Raw genomic sequence first — 15,865 nt, 5'->3', positions numbered from 1 at the left:
CATGAGAAAAACATTTCTCTTTTATCTGATATTGAGCATGGTATCCCTGAGCAACCTCGAAGCGCAACAGGGAAACGAAACAGAAGTCCTCTATCTTTCCAGTAAGGGCTACCAGGATACCAGAACCTGGGAGTTTAAAGTGTCTGAGGGAAGAAACAGCGGAAAATGGAGTACCATTGAGGTCCCTTCCGTGTGGGAGCAGCAGGGTTATGGTAAATACCAGTACGGTATCAGGTTTTATGGGAAGCCCCACCCGGACGGTATAGCCGATGAGGTAGGCGAATACAAGTATACCTTTACCGTTCCGAAGGAATGGGAAAATAAAAGAGTGAGAATAGTGTTCGACGGCTCCATGACCGATACCGAAGTAAAGATCAACGGCCGTTCTGCCGGATCAAAACACCAGGGAGCCTTTTACCGTTTTCAGTACGATATTACCGGCCTGTTGAAGTACGGCCGGGAAAACCTGCTCGAGGTCACCGTAAGCAAGGAGTCCGAAAACGGTAGTGTAAACCTGGCAGAACGAAGAGCGGACTACTGGAATTTCGGGGGGATATTCCGTCCCGTTTTTCTCGAAGCCCGTCCGGCACAAAATATAGAACGTACTGCCATAAAAGCCGAAGCAGACGGAAGTTTCGAAGCGGATGTCTTTTTGGGAGACGGAGCTTCCGGCCTCCGGGTAGAAGCGGTCATAACCGGTACCGATGGCAAAAAGAAAGGGACGCTGCGGGGAGAAGTTTCCCCGGGGAGCGACAGAGTAAGGCTGTCCGGAACATTCGGTGATATAAGGCAATGGACTGCCGAGACCCCGGATCTTTACCATATCGATTTTTTACTGTACAAAGGAAACGATCTGTTGCATAAAACTTCCGACAGGTTCGGTTTTCGTACGATAGAAATACATAAAGGAGATGGTATTTATGTCAATGGCCGGCGTGTGCTGATGAAAGGAGTAAACCGGCACAGCTTTTGGCCCGAATCGGGGCGTACGCTTAATAAGGAACTCAATTATGCCGATGTGCGGCTTATTAAGGAGATGAATATGAACGCCGTAAGGCTGTCGCACTATCCGCCCGACCCGGAATTCCTGGATGCCTGTGATGAACTGGGGCTGTATGTTATGGATGAACTCGGGGGATGGCACGGACATTACGATGATGCCGTAGGAAAAAAACTGGTAAGGGAAATGGTAACCCGCGACCTGAACCACCCTTCCATTATTTTCTGGTCCAACGGGAACGAAGGGGGCTGGAATACCAATCTCGACAACCAGTTCGATATCTGGGATCTGCAAAAACGTCCCGTACTACATCCGCAACAGGAACTTAGCGGGGTAGAAACCATGCACTACAGATCCTACGGGGAGACGCTCGAGTATTTCCGAGGTGAAGAGATTTTCATGCCTACCGAGTTTCTGCACGGTCTTTATGACGGTGGACACGGTGCGGGGCTGCATGATTACTGGGAAGTAATGCGCAAACACCCCAGGAGTGGCGGAGGGTACCTATGGGTATTTGCAGATGAGGGGATAGCCCGTACCGATCAGAACGGACGGATAGATAACCAGGGGAATTACGGGGCAGATGGTATCGTAGGGCCGCACCACGAAAAAGAAGGCAGTTTCTATACCATAAAACAAATATGGTCACCAGTAATTATAACTCAGGAAGAAAGACTCCCGGATGATTTCGATGGCGTCTTTACCCTGGAAAACCGTTACGATTTCACCAATACCAATCGCTGTACGCTGGAATGGGAACTGGCGCAGTTTCCGAATCCGGAAGACAAAAATGCAGCGCGGAAGACCATAGAGAAGAAAACGATAAAAGGCCCGGATATACCCCCCCATACTACCGGGGAACTCCCGATAAAACTGCCCGGTAACTGGAAGGAAGCGGACGTACTTTACCTTAAAGTACTCGACCCGGAAGGCAAAGAATTGTGGACATGGGCCTATACCTGGGATAAAGAAAAAGAACCTGTGGCTGAGCATACAGAAGGCAAAATCTCCCTGCAGGAAACAACGGACTATTATCAGGTGATCGCTTCCGGCACACAGATAAAAATAGACCGGAAAACCGGGAAATTGCATGAGGTTGTACAGTCGGGGAAGGTAATGGATTTCGGGAACGGTCCCCGGTTTATCGCTGCACGAAGGGGCGACAGGACCCTGGACGGTACCGTAGATAAGGAAGCGGCCAAAGGAGAGGACCGCATCTATGAAGAGATAGCCTATGAGGAAAAACTGCAACATATTTCCGCCGAAGAAAAAGACGGTGAGGTAGTGGTCAGTGCCGAATATTTCGGGCCTTTACAAAAAGTACAATGGACGGTAAAGGCAGATGGTAGCGTACAACTGGATTATGAATATGACTATCACGGCATAGTGGAACTGGCAGGAGTCTCCTTCGGTTATCCCGAAGATAAGGTGAAAAGCGTCAAATGGCTGGGGAAAGGGCCTTACAGGGTCTGGCAAAACCGCCTGAGAGGGACCGCGCTTGATGTTTGGGAGAATGATTACAATGATCCTATTCCCGGAGAATCTTTTGTATATCCCGAGTTCAAAGGGTATTTTAACCAATGGCAATGGGCGGTTTTCCGTACCTCACAGGGAGAAATACAGTTAAGTAACTCCCAGTCCGGCAGTTATCTTGGTGTATATACTCCCAGAGATGGCAGGGATGCCCTGTTGTACACCCTGCCACAAACAGGTATAGCCGTGTTTGATGTGATACCTGCCGTGCGAAACAAGGTAAATGCCACCGATCTCGTAGGTCCTTCGTCGCGGCCCAAATGGATAGAAGGAGTTAAAAAACATACGTTATACCTTAAATTCAGGGCAAATTAAGTCTCTGTTAACCTTTGTGTATAAAAACATAGTACTATATGGACAAGAATAGAATATACATACCCGTAATACTGCTCCTGCTAACTTTATCTGCGGCATGCATCCCGGAAAAACCGAAAAGGGAGGTGACCAATGCCGTGATGCAGGAAATCTATGAGGAGATAAAAACCCCCTTTAAATACGGACTTGTAATGGTTCCGCCGGATAATTCCTTGAAAATGGACTGCCCCAGTATTTTTCGCAAGGACGGAAAGTGGTATATGACCTATCTGATGTACGACGGACGCGGGTACGAAACCTGGCTCGGAGAAAGTGATGATCTGCTGCACTGGAAAGAAAAAGGAAAAATCATGTCTTTCTCCGATACCACCGACTGGGATGTCAATCAGAAAGCCGGTTATATTGCTTTGCAGGACTACGAATGGGGAGGTAGCTACGCCTGGGAAACCTATGACGATAAGTATTGGATGAGTTATTTTGGCGGTGATAGCAGAGGGTATGAGGCAGGAGTACTTTCCATAGGGATGGCCTACACCGAAAAATCTCCTGTCGAAGCGCACGAGTGGGAGAGGTTACCGAACCCTGTCCTGACTCCTAAAGATGAAGATGCGAGCTGGTGGGACAACAGCACGATGTACAAAAACTCGGTGATCCGGGATGAGAACCGGGAAACAGGTCATGATTTTGTGATGTTTTACAATGCCCGTGGCGATAGTATTAACCCGGCTCGTGGTGCCGAACGCATTGGTATGGCAGTATCGGATGACATGAAGAACTGGAAACGTTTTGGCAAGGACCCTGTTATTAACCATCATACGGGGATTTCAGGAGATGCCTACATACAGCGTATTAATGATTTATGGGTGATGTTTTACTTCGGGGCATTCTGGAAGGACGGTGCATTTAACCGGTTTGCCGTTTCCAACGACCTTATACACTGGAAAGACTGGGAAGGAGACGACCTGATCCGTTCCTCCGAAGACTACGACAACCGCTTTGCACACAAATCGTTTGTGGTAAAACATGACGGGGTGGTATATCATTTTTATTGTGCTGTGAACGAGAAAGATCAGCGGGGAATTGCCGTGGCAACCTCAAAAGACCTCGGGGAAAGTGATATGTATTTTGTAACCGGAAACAATGAAGAAGAATAAACTGTTTTTTTATATCATATGTACTTTTCTGGCCGGTTGTGGTTTAGCCCTGGCGCAAACCGTAACCGGTGAACCGGCAGGAATACCCCGGGTACCACAGAAATATGCCGATAGCCCCTGGGAAGATCCCCTGGTGACCAGCCTTAACAGGGATGCAGCCCGTACAACGGCCTATTCCTATACTTCCGTAGAAGATGCTCTGGAAGGCAACAGGAATAAGAGCCGCATACAAATGTTAAACGGTTTATGGGATTTCAAGTACAGCGCAAATCTCCGCGAAGCCCCGAATGATTTTTATGTTGACAGGGTAAAAGGCTGGAATACGATAGAAGTCCCTTCCAACTGGGAAATGAAGGGCTATGACATTCCTATTTATAAAAGCGCCGTATATCCTTTTCGCCCGGTAAATCCGCCTTTTGTTCCCGTCGATTACAACGGTGTGGGGTCCTACCAGCGTACGTTTACCGTACCTCCGGGCTGGCAGGACAAAAACATTACCCTGCATTTCGGGGCGGTCAGTTCGGCCTTCCGGGTATGGGTAAACGGGGAATTTGCAGGCTATGGAGAGGATAGTTTTTTACCTTCGGAATTTAATATTACCCCATACCTGGAAGAAGGAGAAAATATACTCTCCGTACAGGTGCTGCGCTGGAGCGACGGCTCGTACCTGGAAGATCAGGACCACTGGCGGATGAGCGGTATTCAGCGTGAAGTATACCTCATGGCCGAACCCAAACTGCGGATACGTGATTTTTTCTGGCAGGCCGAACTGGATGAAAATTATGAAAATGCACTTTTTAAGCTTCGTCCCGATATCGAAAACCTCACCGGGGATACGATCCGGGATTACACCCTGCAGGTACAACTGTACGATCCCGAAAACCGGGAAGTATTTGCAGAGCCGATGGAAAAACCCGTAGAAGATATTCTTAATGAAAGCTATCCCAGACTCGACAATGTCAAATTCGGGATGTTTGAAAAAAAGGTCCGGGCACCCCGAAAATGGAGTGCCGAAACGCCCGATCTGTACACGGTAGTCCTTACGCTTCGCAATCCTTCCGGGGAAATCGAAGAGGTAAAGAGCAGTAGGGTGGGGTTCCGTTCCATAGCATTTTCGCCAGATAACGGTAAACTGCTTATCAATGGCAAGGAAACCTATGTATATGGCGTTAACCGCCACGATCACCATCCGGTCCGCGGAAAAGCGCTGACCCGTGAGGACATTGAAAATGATGTCAGGACGATCAGGCAGTTTAATTTCAACCTTATTCGTACCAGTCATTATCCCAATGATCCGTATTTCTATGAACTTTGTGATAAGTATGGTATTATGGTGATGGATGAGGCCAACCTGGAGACCCACGGCCTGGGAGGAAAGCTGGCCAATGATACACGCTGGGTACACGCCCATATGGAAAGGCTTACCCGTATGGTACAGCGCGACAAGAATCATGTTTCCGTTATTTTCTGGAGCCTGGGAAACGAGGCGGGGAAAGGTCCGGCCTATGCGGCCATGGCCGGGTGGGTGCACGATTTCGATCTCACCCGCCCCGTACATTACGAACCCGCACAAGGTAACCCTAGATTAAAAGGATATATTGCTCCCGGTGAGCCCGGTTATCCCAAAGATCATGCCCACCGTATCGAAAATCCTGCGGACGAACCTTATGTAGACATGGTGAGCCGTTTCTACCCGGGGGTGTTCACGCCGGAATTACTGGTGGACCGGAAGGTGGATACACGTCCTGTCATTTTTGTGGAATATGCACATTCCATGGGAAACTCTACAGGAAACCTGAAAGAGCTATGGGATGAATTTCGTTCCCTCCCGCGGGTGATCGGGGGATGTATATGGGATTTCAAGGACCAGGGACTGCTCAAAAAAGATTCGGCAACAGGAAAGGAATTTTATGCCTATGGAGGGGATTACGGGGAAAAACTGCACGATGGCAATTTCAATATCAACGGTATAGTGGCTTCGGATGGCCGGCCTAAGGCAGCCATGTATGAGTGTAAATGGGTATTTCAGCCGGTAAAAAGCAGTTTGGAAGGAAAAAAGATACGTATATCAAACCGACAGGCAGCTACATCGCTTGCAGGGTACATACCGGAAATAGAAGTGCTTGAGAACGGTGTTTCTGTACTGCGTAAAGAACTCCCTGCTATAAATATCGAAGCAGGTAAAGATACTGTATTGAGCATAATACCATATCTTCCGGAAATGGATGCAGCTTCGGAATATCTGTTAAATCTGAAATTCTTTTTGTCAGAAGAGAAGGAATGGGCGCCGAAGGGATATATTGCAGCCTCAGACCAATTTGTGCTCCGGGAACATGACCCTGTGACCACAGGTTCCGTTACAGGTGTAAAAAATGGCAGGCCTGAAGTTCGGAAGGATTCCCGTTTTTACACCGTCAAAGGAGAAGATTTCCAAATCGGTTTCGACCGGAAAAACGGTGCATTAACGTCCTATGTATTCCGTGGAGAAGAACAGTTATTCCGCCCCCTGATGCCACATTTTACCCGGCCGCTTACCGATAATGACAGGAAGGGCTGGAAACCCCATGAGGTGCTGAAACCCTGGTATGAGGCCAAGCCGCAACTGAAAAAAATGTATATGGAGGAGCAGGATGGTGCCGTAACGGTTCGGAGCACATATACCGTTATAAAGAAAAAGGCCGAAGTAGAAGTGTCCTACACAGTTACGGCGGACGGAACGATTTATGTGGACTATCACCTGAAAGCCTCCGAAGACCTGCCCAATATACCCAAGGTCGGCATGCAAACGGGGATAAAGGATGCCTACAGGAGTATCTCCTGGTACGGAAAAGGCCCGTCGGAGAACTATTCCGACCGTAATCACGGTTTCGCAGCAGGGATATATAACCTTCCGCTGGACAAGTTTACGGAGCCTTATGTAATGCCACAGGAGAACGCCAACCGTACCGATGTACGCTGGATGGCTTTTACAACTTCCGGAAAGGAAAAAGGCTTATTGATTGTGGCCGGTGATTCCGTATTAAGTATGAGCGCCTGGCCCTATACGGAAGCCGGTATCAATAAAGCCAGGCATACCTTTGACCTGCAGGATGCCGGTTACATCACCGTAAACATAGACCTTGTGCAAATGGGAGTAGGAGGAAATGACAGCTGGTCAGAAGTGGGACAACCGCTGGAGAAATACCAGGTTCCGTCAGGAGAATATCATTATAACTTTTATATTGTTCCTTATGCGAAAGGAGGGATGGATGCTATGTTACAACGATTTGAATAGAAATGCTAATGTGCCAATGCGATAATTGGATAAATGTTTAAAAGAAGAATAATTTCTCCCCTTTGAGGGGGAGATGCCAAAGGCAGAGGGGGTGCCGCCCCAGTTTCCAGAGATATAATAAGTGACTAAAATGCATAAACCAAGTAAAATATTGTGGATTGTTCTGTTCATGCTGAGCATCCTCTCCTGTAATGCTCCAAAAGAGGAGGAGGACAGTTTCGAACCTACAGTAGAATCCTCCCGTCCCTGGGTATACTGGTACTGGATGCAGTCGGCTTACTCAAGGGAGGGGATTACTGCCGATCTCGAAGCCATGAAAGAGGCCGGGATAGGCGGAGCCTACCTGATGGCTGTAAAAGGGCCCGCCGATCCGCCCCTCATCGATCCGCCCGTACTACAGTTGAGCCAGGAGTGGTGGGATATGGTAGCGCATGCCATGAAAGAGGCCGACAGGCTGGGGATCGAGCTTGCCATGCATGCTTCCGACGGGTTTGCCGTAGCCGGGGGGCCCTGGATCACGCCCGAATTGTCCATGCAGAAAGTGGTGTGGTCGGATACCCTGGTAAACGGGGGACAAAAACTGGATATGCAGCTTCCCGAACCTCCCGGTTATAAGGGGTATTATAAGGATATTGCTGTCTTTGCACTTCCTGTTAAGGAAAATTACCGCGAGAGCACACAGCTACAGCTACAGATAAGCTGGAGCCTGGAGGATAAGGCAGATCTCGGCTTTCTGAGTGACCGCGAAGGAGAAGGAACTGTAAAAATGTACGAAAAAGGATGGGTGCAATACAGTTTTGAAGAACCTTTTACCTGCCGGAATATAGAAATAGTGACAGGAGGAAACAATTACCAGTCGCACCGCCTGATCATAGAAACCAGTAACGACGGGAAACATTTCGAGCGTGTAACACGCCTGGTCCCCCCGAGACAGGGATGGCAGGATACCGATGCCGCGTATACCCATGCCATAGAGCCTGTGACCGCACGGTATTTCCGTTTTGTCTATGACCCCGAAGGCTCCGAACCGGGGGCAGAAGACCTGGATGCCGCCAAATGGAAACCATCATGGAAAGTAAAAAAGATCATTCTTTCGGAAGAACCCAGGATCGACCAGTACGAAGGCAAATCGGGTATCGTATGGCGTATCGGTCCTGCCTCAACCAAAGCAATGCTTCCCGAAGAAGATTGCCTTGCCAGGAAAGACCTTGTAAATATTACGGCACAGACCGATGCGGAAGGGAGACTAAACTGGAAAGCACCCGAAGGAAAATGGAAGATCATGCGTTTTGCACATACTTCCACAGGGCATACCAATGCCACCGGTGGTGGCGGAGTGGGGCTGGAAGTAGATAAGTTCAACCCTGAAGCCATACGTTTACAGTTCGACAAATGGTTCGGGGAAGCCATACGAACCGCCGGTCCCGGACTGGCTGAAAGCGTACTGCGAATTTTGCATATCGATAGCTGGGAATGCGGCAGTCAGAACTGGTCGCCCGTATTCCGTGAGGCCTTCAGGGAACGGAGGGGATATGACCTGGTGGACTACCTTCCCGTGATGGCGGGAATTCCCCTGGAAGATGCCGAAACTTCCGAGAAGGTCCTTTATGATGTACGTAAAACCATTTCGGAACTGATAACCGATAATTTTTTCGGCACCATGGCAGAAGAGGCCCGGAAGGCAGGTGTGGAGTTCAGCGCCGAAAACGTAGCACCGACCATGGTCAGCGATGCCCTCCGGCACTTCCGGTATGTGGATTTTCCCGGCGGAGAATTCTGGCTTAAAAGCCCCACACACGACAAGCCCAATGATATGCTCGATGCCATTTCAGGAGGACATATCTACGGCAAGGATATCATCCAGGCCGAGGCATACACGGAACTGCGGATGGACTGGGACGAGCATCCCGGAAACCTTAAGGCTCTGGGCGACCGGAACTATGCCCTTGGCATAAACCGTTTCTTCTATCACGTCTTTGTGCACAATCCGTGGACAGACCGGAAGCCCGGAATGACCCTTGATGGGGTAGGAACCTACATACAGCGCGACCAGACCTGGTGGAAACCGGGAAAAGCGTGGATAGATTACGCCCGGAGGGTTCAGTACGAACTTCAAAAGGGACAACCGGTTATAGATATTGCCGTGTTTACCGGGGAAGAGTTGCCCTCGAGAGCCGTATTGCCGGACCGGCTGGTGCCTTTTCTGCCCGGGGTGTTCGGACAGGAAACCGTACAGAAAGAAAAAATACGGCTGGCCAATGTAGGACAGCCACTGTCCCGTATGCCCAGAGAAGTGACCGCCTCGGCCAACATTACGGACCTGTCCGGTTGGATAGACGCTCTGCACGGGTATAAATACGATTCCTTTAACCCGGATGTCCTGCTCCGGAAGGCAAAGGTAGAAGACGGTAAAGTGACTTTTGGCGCCGGGATATACTACAGCGCCCTGGTATTCCCGGGAAGCAGGAAAATGTCACCGAACCCCGTGATGTCGGCCGAAGTGGCGCAGAAAATACTGGAACTTGTGAAAGCGGGAGCCACTGTACTTCTGGGAGATAAACCGCTGCGTTCCCCCGGCCTGGATACTCCGGAAGAACATGAAAAACTGCAGGTAGCCATACAGGAATTATGGGCGGATGCCCGGGAGAATACGACCGGAAAAACAAGCCAGGGTAAACTGGGAAAGGGAACCGTGGTGATGCTGCCTTACATTCATAAAGATTTCGAACCTTTGGGGATAGCACCCGATATAACCTTCAGGAATGAAAACAATACTTCGGAGGTACGCGATATGGCTTTTACGCACCGTACTACGGCCACGGAAGAAATATATTTTATCGCAAACCAGAAAGAGGAGAAACGGAAGGTGAATGTCTCTTTTCGTATTAGTGGCCGGGTCCCGGAACTGTATGATGCCGTTTCGGGCAGGACAACACCCTTAAAGGAGTGGAGGACGGAAAACGGACGGACGGTAATTCCGCTGGAATTCGATGAAAATGCTTCTGTTTTTATAAGGTTCGGAGATAAAACGACGGCAACCTCCCTCAATGAAGGAAAAAACTGGAAAGTATATACTCCCGTGCAGGAGCTTAAAGGTGAGTGGAAAATAACTTTTGACCCTGCTTTTCACGGGCCGGAATCACCGGTAGTGGGACCCTTGTTCGACTGGAGTACCTCTGCTAACGACAGTATTCGCTATTATTCCGGTACTGCGGTATACGAAAAGACCTTTATCTGGAATGGCGGGGATAATGAAGTCTGGCTCAATCTCGGGGAGATAAACAATATTGCAGAAGTTACCCTCAATGGTAAGGACTGTGGTACAATATGGACCTATCCGCATCGTGTGTCCATAACGGAAGCATTAAAGAAAGGGAAGAACAAGCTCAGAATAGAAATAACCAATACCTGGGCCAACCGGCTCATAGGAGACCGGAAACTCCCCGAACCGGAAAGATTGACCAATACCACGGCCCCGTTCCGTTTGGAAGATACCCCATTATTAAAAGCCGGGTTATTAGGACCGGTGGTTATTGAGGAGTAATGTAGTTGTTAGTTCGGGAGTTCAGGAGTTCGGAGAATTGGAGTAGAATTATTTAAAGAATAAACATATGTAAACACACTGTAGAATAACCGGGGCTTCGGTATACTCATCGCTTAGCTTGAACACTCAGCCGCCTTCGTTCCGACTGTAACCGTAACTTAGAATTTAAATTTGAAACCTGTAACCTGCAAACTCGTAACCTGTAATTTGTAACCAATTAATGAAACACATATTACCCTGCATATTACTCATTCTCACCACCATCCTCCGGGCACAAACCCCGGTACTGGAAGATTACCATCCTGTATGGACGGAGCAAAGCAAAAATGCCTCCGGGTCCATGCCATTGGGAGGTGGAGATATAGGCATGAATGTATGGGTAGAAGAGGGCAGCCTCTATTTTTATATATCCCGGAGCGGTACGTTTGACGAGCACAATACCCTGCTCAAGCTCGGCAGGATGAAGATCAGGCTGGATCCTAATCCCTTCGGTGAAGATTTCCGCCAGGAGCTGGTACTGAAAAACGGTAATGTGGAAGTGAGGGGCAGGGGAACAAGGGTAAAGCTGTGGGTAGATGTCTTTGACCCCGTAATCCATGTCGATATCCGGAGCAAATCCCCTGTTTCGGTCAGTGCCGTTTATGAAAACTGGAGGTTTGAAGACAGGAAGGTGAAAGGAAAGGCCAATAATGCCAATTCGTATAAATGGGCTCCTCAGGGAGAAATCCTGACGTACAGGGATTCGGTGTTTTTTATGGAAGACGATATCCGCTTTTTCCATCACAACAGGAAAAAAAACGTTTTTGACGTAGCTGTAGAACAACAACAGATGACAGCAGTCAAGAACCAGATGTATAATCCGCTTACCGGCCTTACTTTTGGCGGGCAAATCAAGGCTCCGGGGATGCAGGCTTCCGGAACGGTTCATGGCACGTATGCCAATACTGCCTTTAGAGGATGGAAATTACAGACTCCGGCCCCCGTTAAACACCAGCAGGTGGATATCTACCTGCACACCGAGCAGACTGAACATATAAAGAACTGGGAGGATGGCCTGGAACAGGAAATTTCTGCCTATGGTAAAGAAAAGCTTACCGTTAGGGAAAAACGTACCGTGCAATGGTGGAATGAGTTCTGGGAACGCAGTTTTATATTTACCGGCAAGCAGCAGGCAGGGAAGAAAGATTCGTTATGGCAGGCCGGCAGAAACTACCAGTTGTTCCGGTATATGCTCGGGTGCAATGCCTATGGCGATTACCCTACCAAGTTCAACGGCGGGTTGTTCACCTATGATCCGGTCCATATTGACAATACATTGACATTTACCCCGGATTTCCGCAACTGGGGGGGAGGTACGATGACAGCACAAAACCAGCGTCTGGTCTATTTTCCCATGCTCAAGAGCGGGGATTTTGACATGATGGATGCCCAGTTCGGTTTTTACCGGAGACTACGGAAAAACGCCGAATTGCGGAGTAAGGTATACTGGGGGCACCGTGGGGCGTCGTTTACCGAACAGCTGGAAAACTTCGGCTTGCCCAATCCTTCGGAATACGGGTGGAAGCGCCCCGATGACTATGATCCGGGCATGCAGTATAATGCCTGGCTCGAATACCAGTGGGACACTGTACTGGAATTTTGTCTGATGATGCTGGAAAGACACAGGTACAACGGAGATCATATAGCCCGCGATATACCGTTTATCCTGAGCTGTATCAGGTTCTTTGACGAACATTATCAATACCTTGCCCATAAACGTGGAGCAAAGGCCCTGGACCAGAATGGCCACCTGGTCCTGTATCCCGGGTCTTCTGCCGAAACCTATAAAATGGCGTATAATGCTACTTCCACTATAGCCGGGTTAAAGGTAATTACCCAAAAACTGACGGAATTACCGGAGAGGGGGCTGAGCGAGGAGGAAAATACCTATATCCGTGAAGTTTCCGGCCGGATTCCCCCGCTGAACTTCAGGGAGATAGAGGGACATAAGGTATTATCCCCGGCCAGACTGTGGGAAAGAATAAACAATACCGAGGTACCGCAACTTTACCCGGTGTTCCCGTGGAGAATTTACGGCGTAGGCAAACCCGGCCTTGATATTGCCCGGAATACCTGGAAATATGATCCTGATGCGATCAGGTTCCGGAGCCATGTAGGGTGGAAGCAGGACAATATATTTACGGCGGTGATGGGAATGACCGACGAAGCCATGTCATTGAACCTGAAAAAAATGTCGGATTCCGGAAGAAGGTTCCCGGCCTTCTGGGGCCCGGGCTTCGACTGGGTGCCCGACCACAACTGGGGAGGTTCCGGTATGATTGGCATGCAGGAAATGCTGCTGCAGACCAGGGGGAATACCATTTACCTTTTCCCCGCGTGGCCGCAGGACAGGGACGTACATTTCAAACTGCATGCTCCCGGAAAAACTACGGTAGAGGTAAAACTGGAAAACGGAAAGACCGAGATCATCAAAGTACTCCCCAAAGAAAGAGAAAAGGATATTGTTAACATGATAGGCGGACCGGGCAGTTATCGGTAAAGCCGGGATGTCCCCGCCCAGAATACTAAAAAAGATATATATGAAAACTCTTGTAAGGAACACAGTAACCATGCTGCTGTTATCACTTATCCTGCTTACCGGCGTACAGTGCACAAAGCAGCAGAACAAATCGGAAAAGCAGCCCTTGAAGATAGATTTTGATTTTGCCGGGCGGAAGCAGGAAGAAGTACATTATCCGGGCTATGCTTCATGGGTCGTTGAAGAAGGGACCGAATCCGGGAAACAACTGGAAGGAGTGACATTACACCTGCAGGGAGAAATATCCTCTTCATGGTATAAGACAGGCATTCAACAGGGAGGTGAAAACTTGCTGATTAATGACGGTTTGCGTGCAAAAAACAACGTTACACTCACCATTGGCGGGCTCAGGGAAGGGGAACATTCACTGCTGGTTTTTCACAATACATTCGACAGTCCCGAAGCCAGGGAATTCCGTCCGGTGAAGATCTACGTTAACGGAGAACTCATGGAGAATGTCAAGCCCAGTAACAGGGCCCTTCATCTCACGGATGCAACGATGTCTTACCTCACATTTACAGCCGAAAAAGGTAAAGATGTCGTGGTCCGTTTCGAAACCGGAACGGGAACCGGTATTTCCAACGAAAACCTGGTCATTAATGGCCTGGAGATCGATATGCCCAACAAGATGAAACAGGTTTACGATCCGGAACCTGCCCATAATGACCTGCATGTTCCCGGAGAAGAGTACAGGCTCAGTTGGGATGCCCCACAGGGAAGTTCATCTTACCATGTCTACCTCGGGACTGATAAAAATGCTGTGGCCGGTGCCACTACAGGCTCTCCCGAGTACCTTGGGGAAACCGGGGAGCAGAGTTTTCCGGTGGGAAAACTATACAGCATGCAAACCTGTTTCTGGCGGGTAGATGTAACCGATAGCAATGGCGAGACCACCCCGGGGGCCATATGGTCCTTTCGTCCGGCCCAGCCGGCATTTCCCGGTGCGGAAGGCTATGGACGCTACGCTATCGGCGGCCGGGGTGGAAAAGTGGTGGAAGTGACCAATCTCAATGATAGCGGTCCCGGAAGTCTGCGGGAAGCGGTAACCAACGATATCGGGCCCAGGACTATCGTATTTGCGGTGTCCGGAAATATAAAACTGAAATCGCGACTGGTAGTGAATCAGCCCTATATTACCATTGCCGGGCAAACTGCCCCGGGGAAGGGAATATGTATAAGCCGTGCCCCCGTAGGACTTACCGGTGACGACGGTATTATCCGTTTTTTAAGGGTGAGGGTCGGGGCAGGAAGAACCTATGACGGTATGGGGCTTACCGGGGCAAATCACAGTATCATAGACCATTGCTCCATAAGCTGGACTATCGATGAGGGCTTCAGTTCCCGCGGGGCACACAATATTACGCTGCAAAATACCCTTATTTCCGAAGCGCTTAACGTGGCCGGCCACGGAAAGTACCAGGAGGGCAAAATGCACGGTTATGCGGCATCCATAGGAGGCGATATAGGAAGTTTTCATCATAATCTTCTCGCACATAATTACGGCAGGAACTGGAGTATCGCCGGTGGGATCAACGGAGACGGGTATTACACCGGCCGGCTCGATATCAGGAACAATGTGGTGTATAACTGGGGGCACCGCGCTACCGATGGCGGGGCAAACCAGGTGAATTTTGTCGGGAATTATTATAAACCCGGGCCCTCTACCGATTTCTTTTATGCCCTTAATGCACAACACGAGGGAGTAGGACTGGGAAAACAACAGTACTTTTTTGACAAAAATGTAATGACGGGCTATTTCGATGAATCCTCCCAGGAAAAAGGACGGACCATTTCCATTTCCGGGATGGCACAGATCGATTACGAAACCTATGTGGAAAAGCCGTTTTTTGTTCCCCATGTAAAAACACATACTGCACGGCAGGCCTATAAAAATGTGCTTTCGGACGTAGGCGCCAACCAGCCGCAGACCGATATGCACGACAAACGTATTATACGCGAAACACGCGACAGTACTTATACCTATAAGGGGAGTATAAGCGGGCTGGCCGGAATGATAGACACTCACGAAGATGTCGGGGGATGGGAGGATTATCCTGAAGAAAAACGCCCCGACGACTGGGATACCGATCACGACGGGCTTCCTGACTGGTGGGAAAAGGCCCGGGGCCTGAATCCCCGTTCGGCAAAAGGGGATTTTACCGATACCAATACGGATTCTGACAAAGACGGATATACCGAAATGGACCAATATCTGGATTGGATGGCCCGGCCACATTATTTTATAAGCCCGGGAGAGAAGATCACCATTTCCGGAGAAGATTTGTTTGCCGGGTATGACGATCATCCGGAATACAATATCCCGGAACAGGATACTATGAAAATAACAGCAGAAAATGGCAAGATCACCGCAGTTGCTGTTAAACCCGGATTTGCCGGTTTTGAAGTAGAAGTAAAAGATGCTGCCGGAGATACGATGCGCAGAAAAGTGAATGTGTTTGTAAAATAA

6 protein-coding genes are annotated in these 15,865 nt (G+C 49.2%); all 6 read left to right on the top strand.

The window, feature by feature from the left end:
• The first annotated feature begins 1 nt into the window (after position 1).
• The 6 genes from ED312_RS07550 to ED312_RS07525 all read left to right on the top strand — a co-directional run bounded on the left by ED312_RS07550 (position 2) and on the right by ED312_RS07525 (position 15,865).
• Positions 2-2,848: a glycoside hydrolase family 2 TIM barrel-domain containing protein gene (locus ED312_RS07550; protein WP_123215403.1), complete on the top strand. Its 2,847-nt coding sequence runs from the start codon at positions 2-4 to the stop codon at positions 2,846-2,848.
• 38 nt (positions 2,849-2,886) lie between these two features.
• A complete protein-coding gene (locus tag ED312_RS07545) occupies positions 2,887-4,002 on the top strand; it encodes a glycoside hydrolase family protein (RefSeq protein ID WP_240643055.1) in 1,116 nt (371 codons plus the stop codon).
• Positions 3,989-7,276 (top strand): glycoside hydrolase family 2 TIM barrel-domain containing protein, encoded by a 3,288-nt coding sequence (locus ED312_RS07540; protein ID WP_123215402.1) that lies wholly within the window; start codon positions 3,989-3,991, stop codon positions 7,274-7,276. Before ED312_RS07545 ends, ED312_RS07540 begins: the two co-directional genes overlap by 14 nt.
• Before the next feature lie 130 nt (positions 7,277-7,406).
• Complete coding sequence (locus ED312_RS07535) at positions 7,407-10,820, top strand: glycosyl hydrolase (protein ID WP_123215401.1); 3,414 nt, start codon at positions 7,407-7,409, stop codon at positions 10,818-10,820.
• 220 nt (positions 10,821-11,040) lie between these two features.
• Positions 11,041-13,359, top strand: a complete 2,319-nt coding sequence (locus tag ED312_RS07530) for a DUF5703 domain-containing protein (protein ID WP_123215400.1) — start codon at positions 11,041-11,043, stop codon at positions 13,357-13,359.
• Positions 13,360-13,399: 40 nt separating this feature from the next.
• The gene (locus ED312_RS07525) at positions 13,400-15,865 is read left to right on the top strand and encodes a pectate lyase family protein (RefSeq protein WP_123215399.1); all 2,466 of its coding nucleotides are present in this window, start codon (positions 13,400-13,402) and stop codon (positions 15,863-15,865) included.

This window comes from Sinomicrobium pectinilyticum, from assembly GCF_003725735.1.
GTDB lineage: Bacteria > Bacteroidota > Bacteroidia > Flavobacteriales > Flavobacteriaceae > Sinomicrobium > Sinomicrobium pectinilyticum.
Note: the sequence above shows the minus strand (reverse complement) of the source record. Positions and strands in the feature narration are given on the sequence as shown.

Excerpts from the sequence above, each read along its gene's own strand:
- ED312_RS07525 (WP_123215399.1), top strand. The coding sequence starts at position 13,400 with ATGAAAACTCTTGTAAGGAACACAGTAACCATGCTGCTGTTATCACTT.
- ED312_RS07550 (WP_123215403.1), top strand. The coding sequence starts at position 2 with ATGAGAAAAACATTTCTCTTTTATCTGATATTGAGCATGGTATCCCTG.
- ED312_RS07530 (WP_123215400.1), top strand. The coding sequence starts at position 11,041 with ATGAAACACATATTACCCTGCATATTACTCATTCTCACCACCATCCTC.
- ED312_RS07545 (WP_240643055.1), top strand. The coding sequence starts at position 2,887 with ATGGACAAGAATAGAATATACATACCCGTAATACTGCTCCTGCTAACT.
- ED312_RS07540 (WP_123215402.1), top strand. The coding sequence starts at position 3,989 with ATGAAGAAGAATAAACTGTTTTTTTATATCATATGTACTTTTCTGGCC.
- ED312_RS07535 (WP_123215401.1), top strand. The coding sequence starts at position 7,407 with ATGCATAAACCAAGTAAAATATTGTGGATTGTTCTGTTCATGCTGAGC.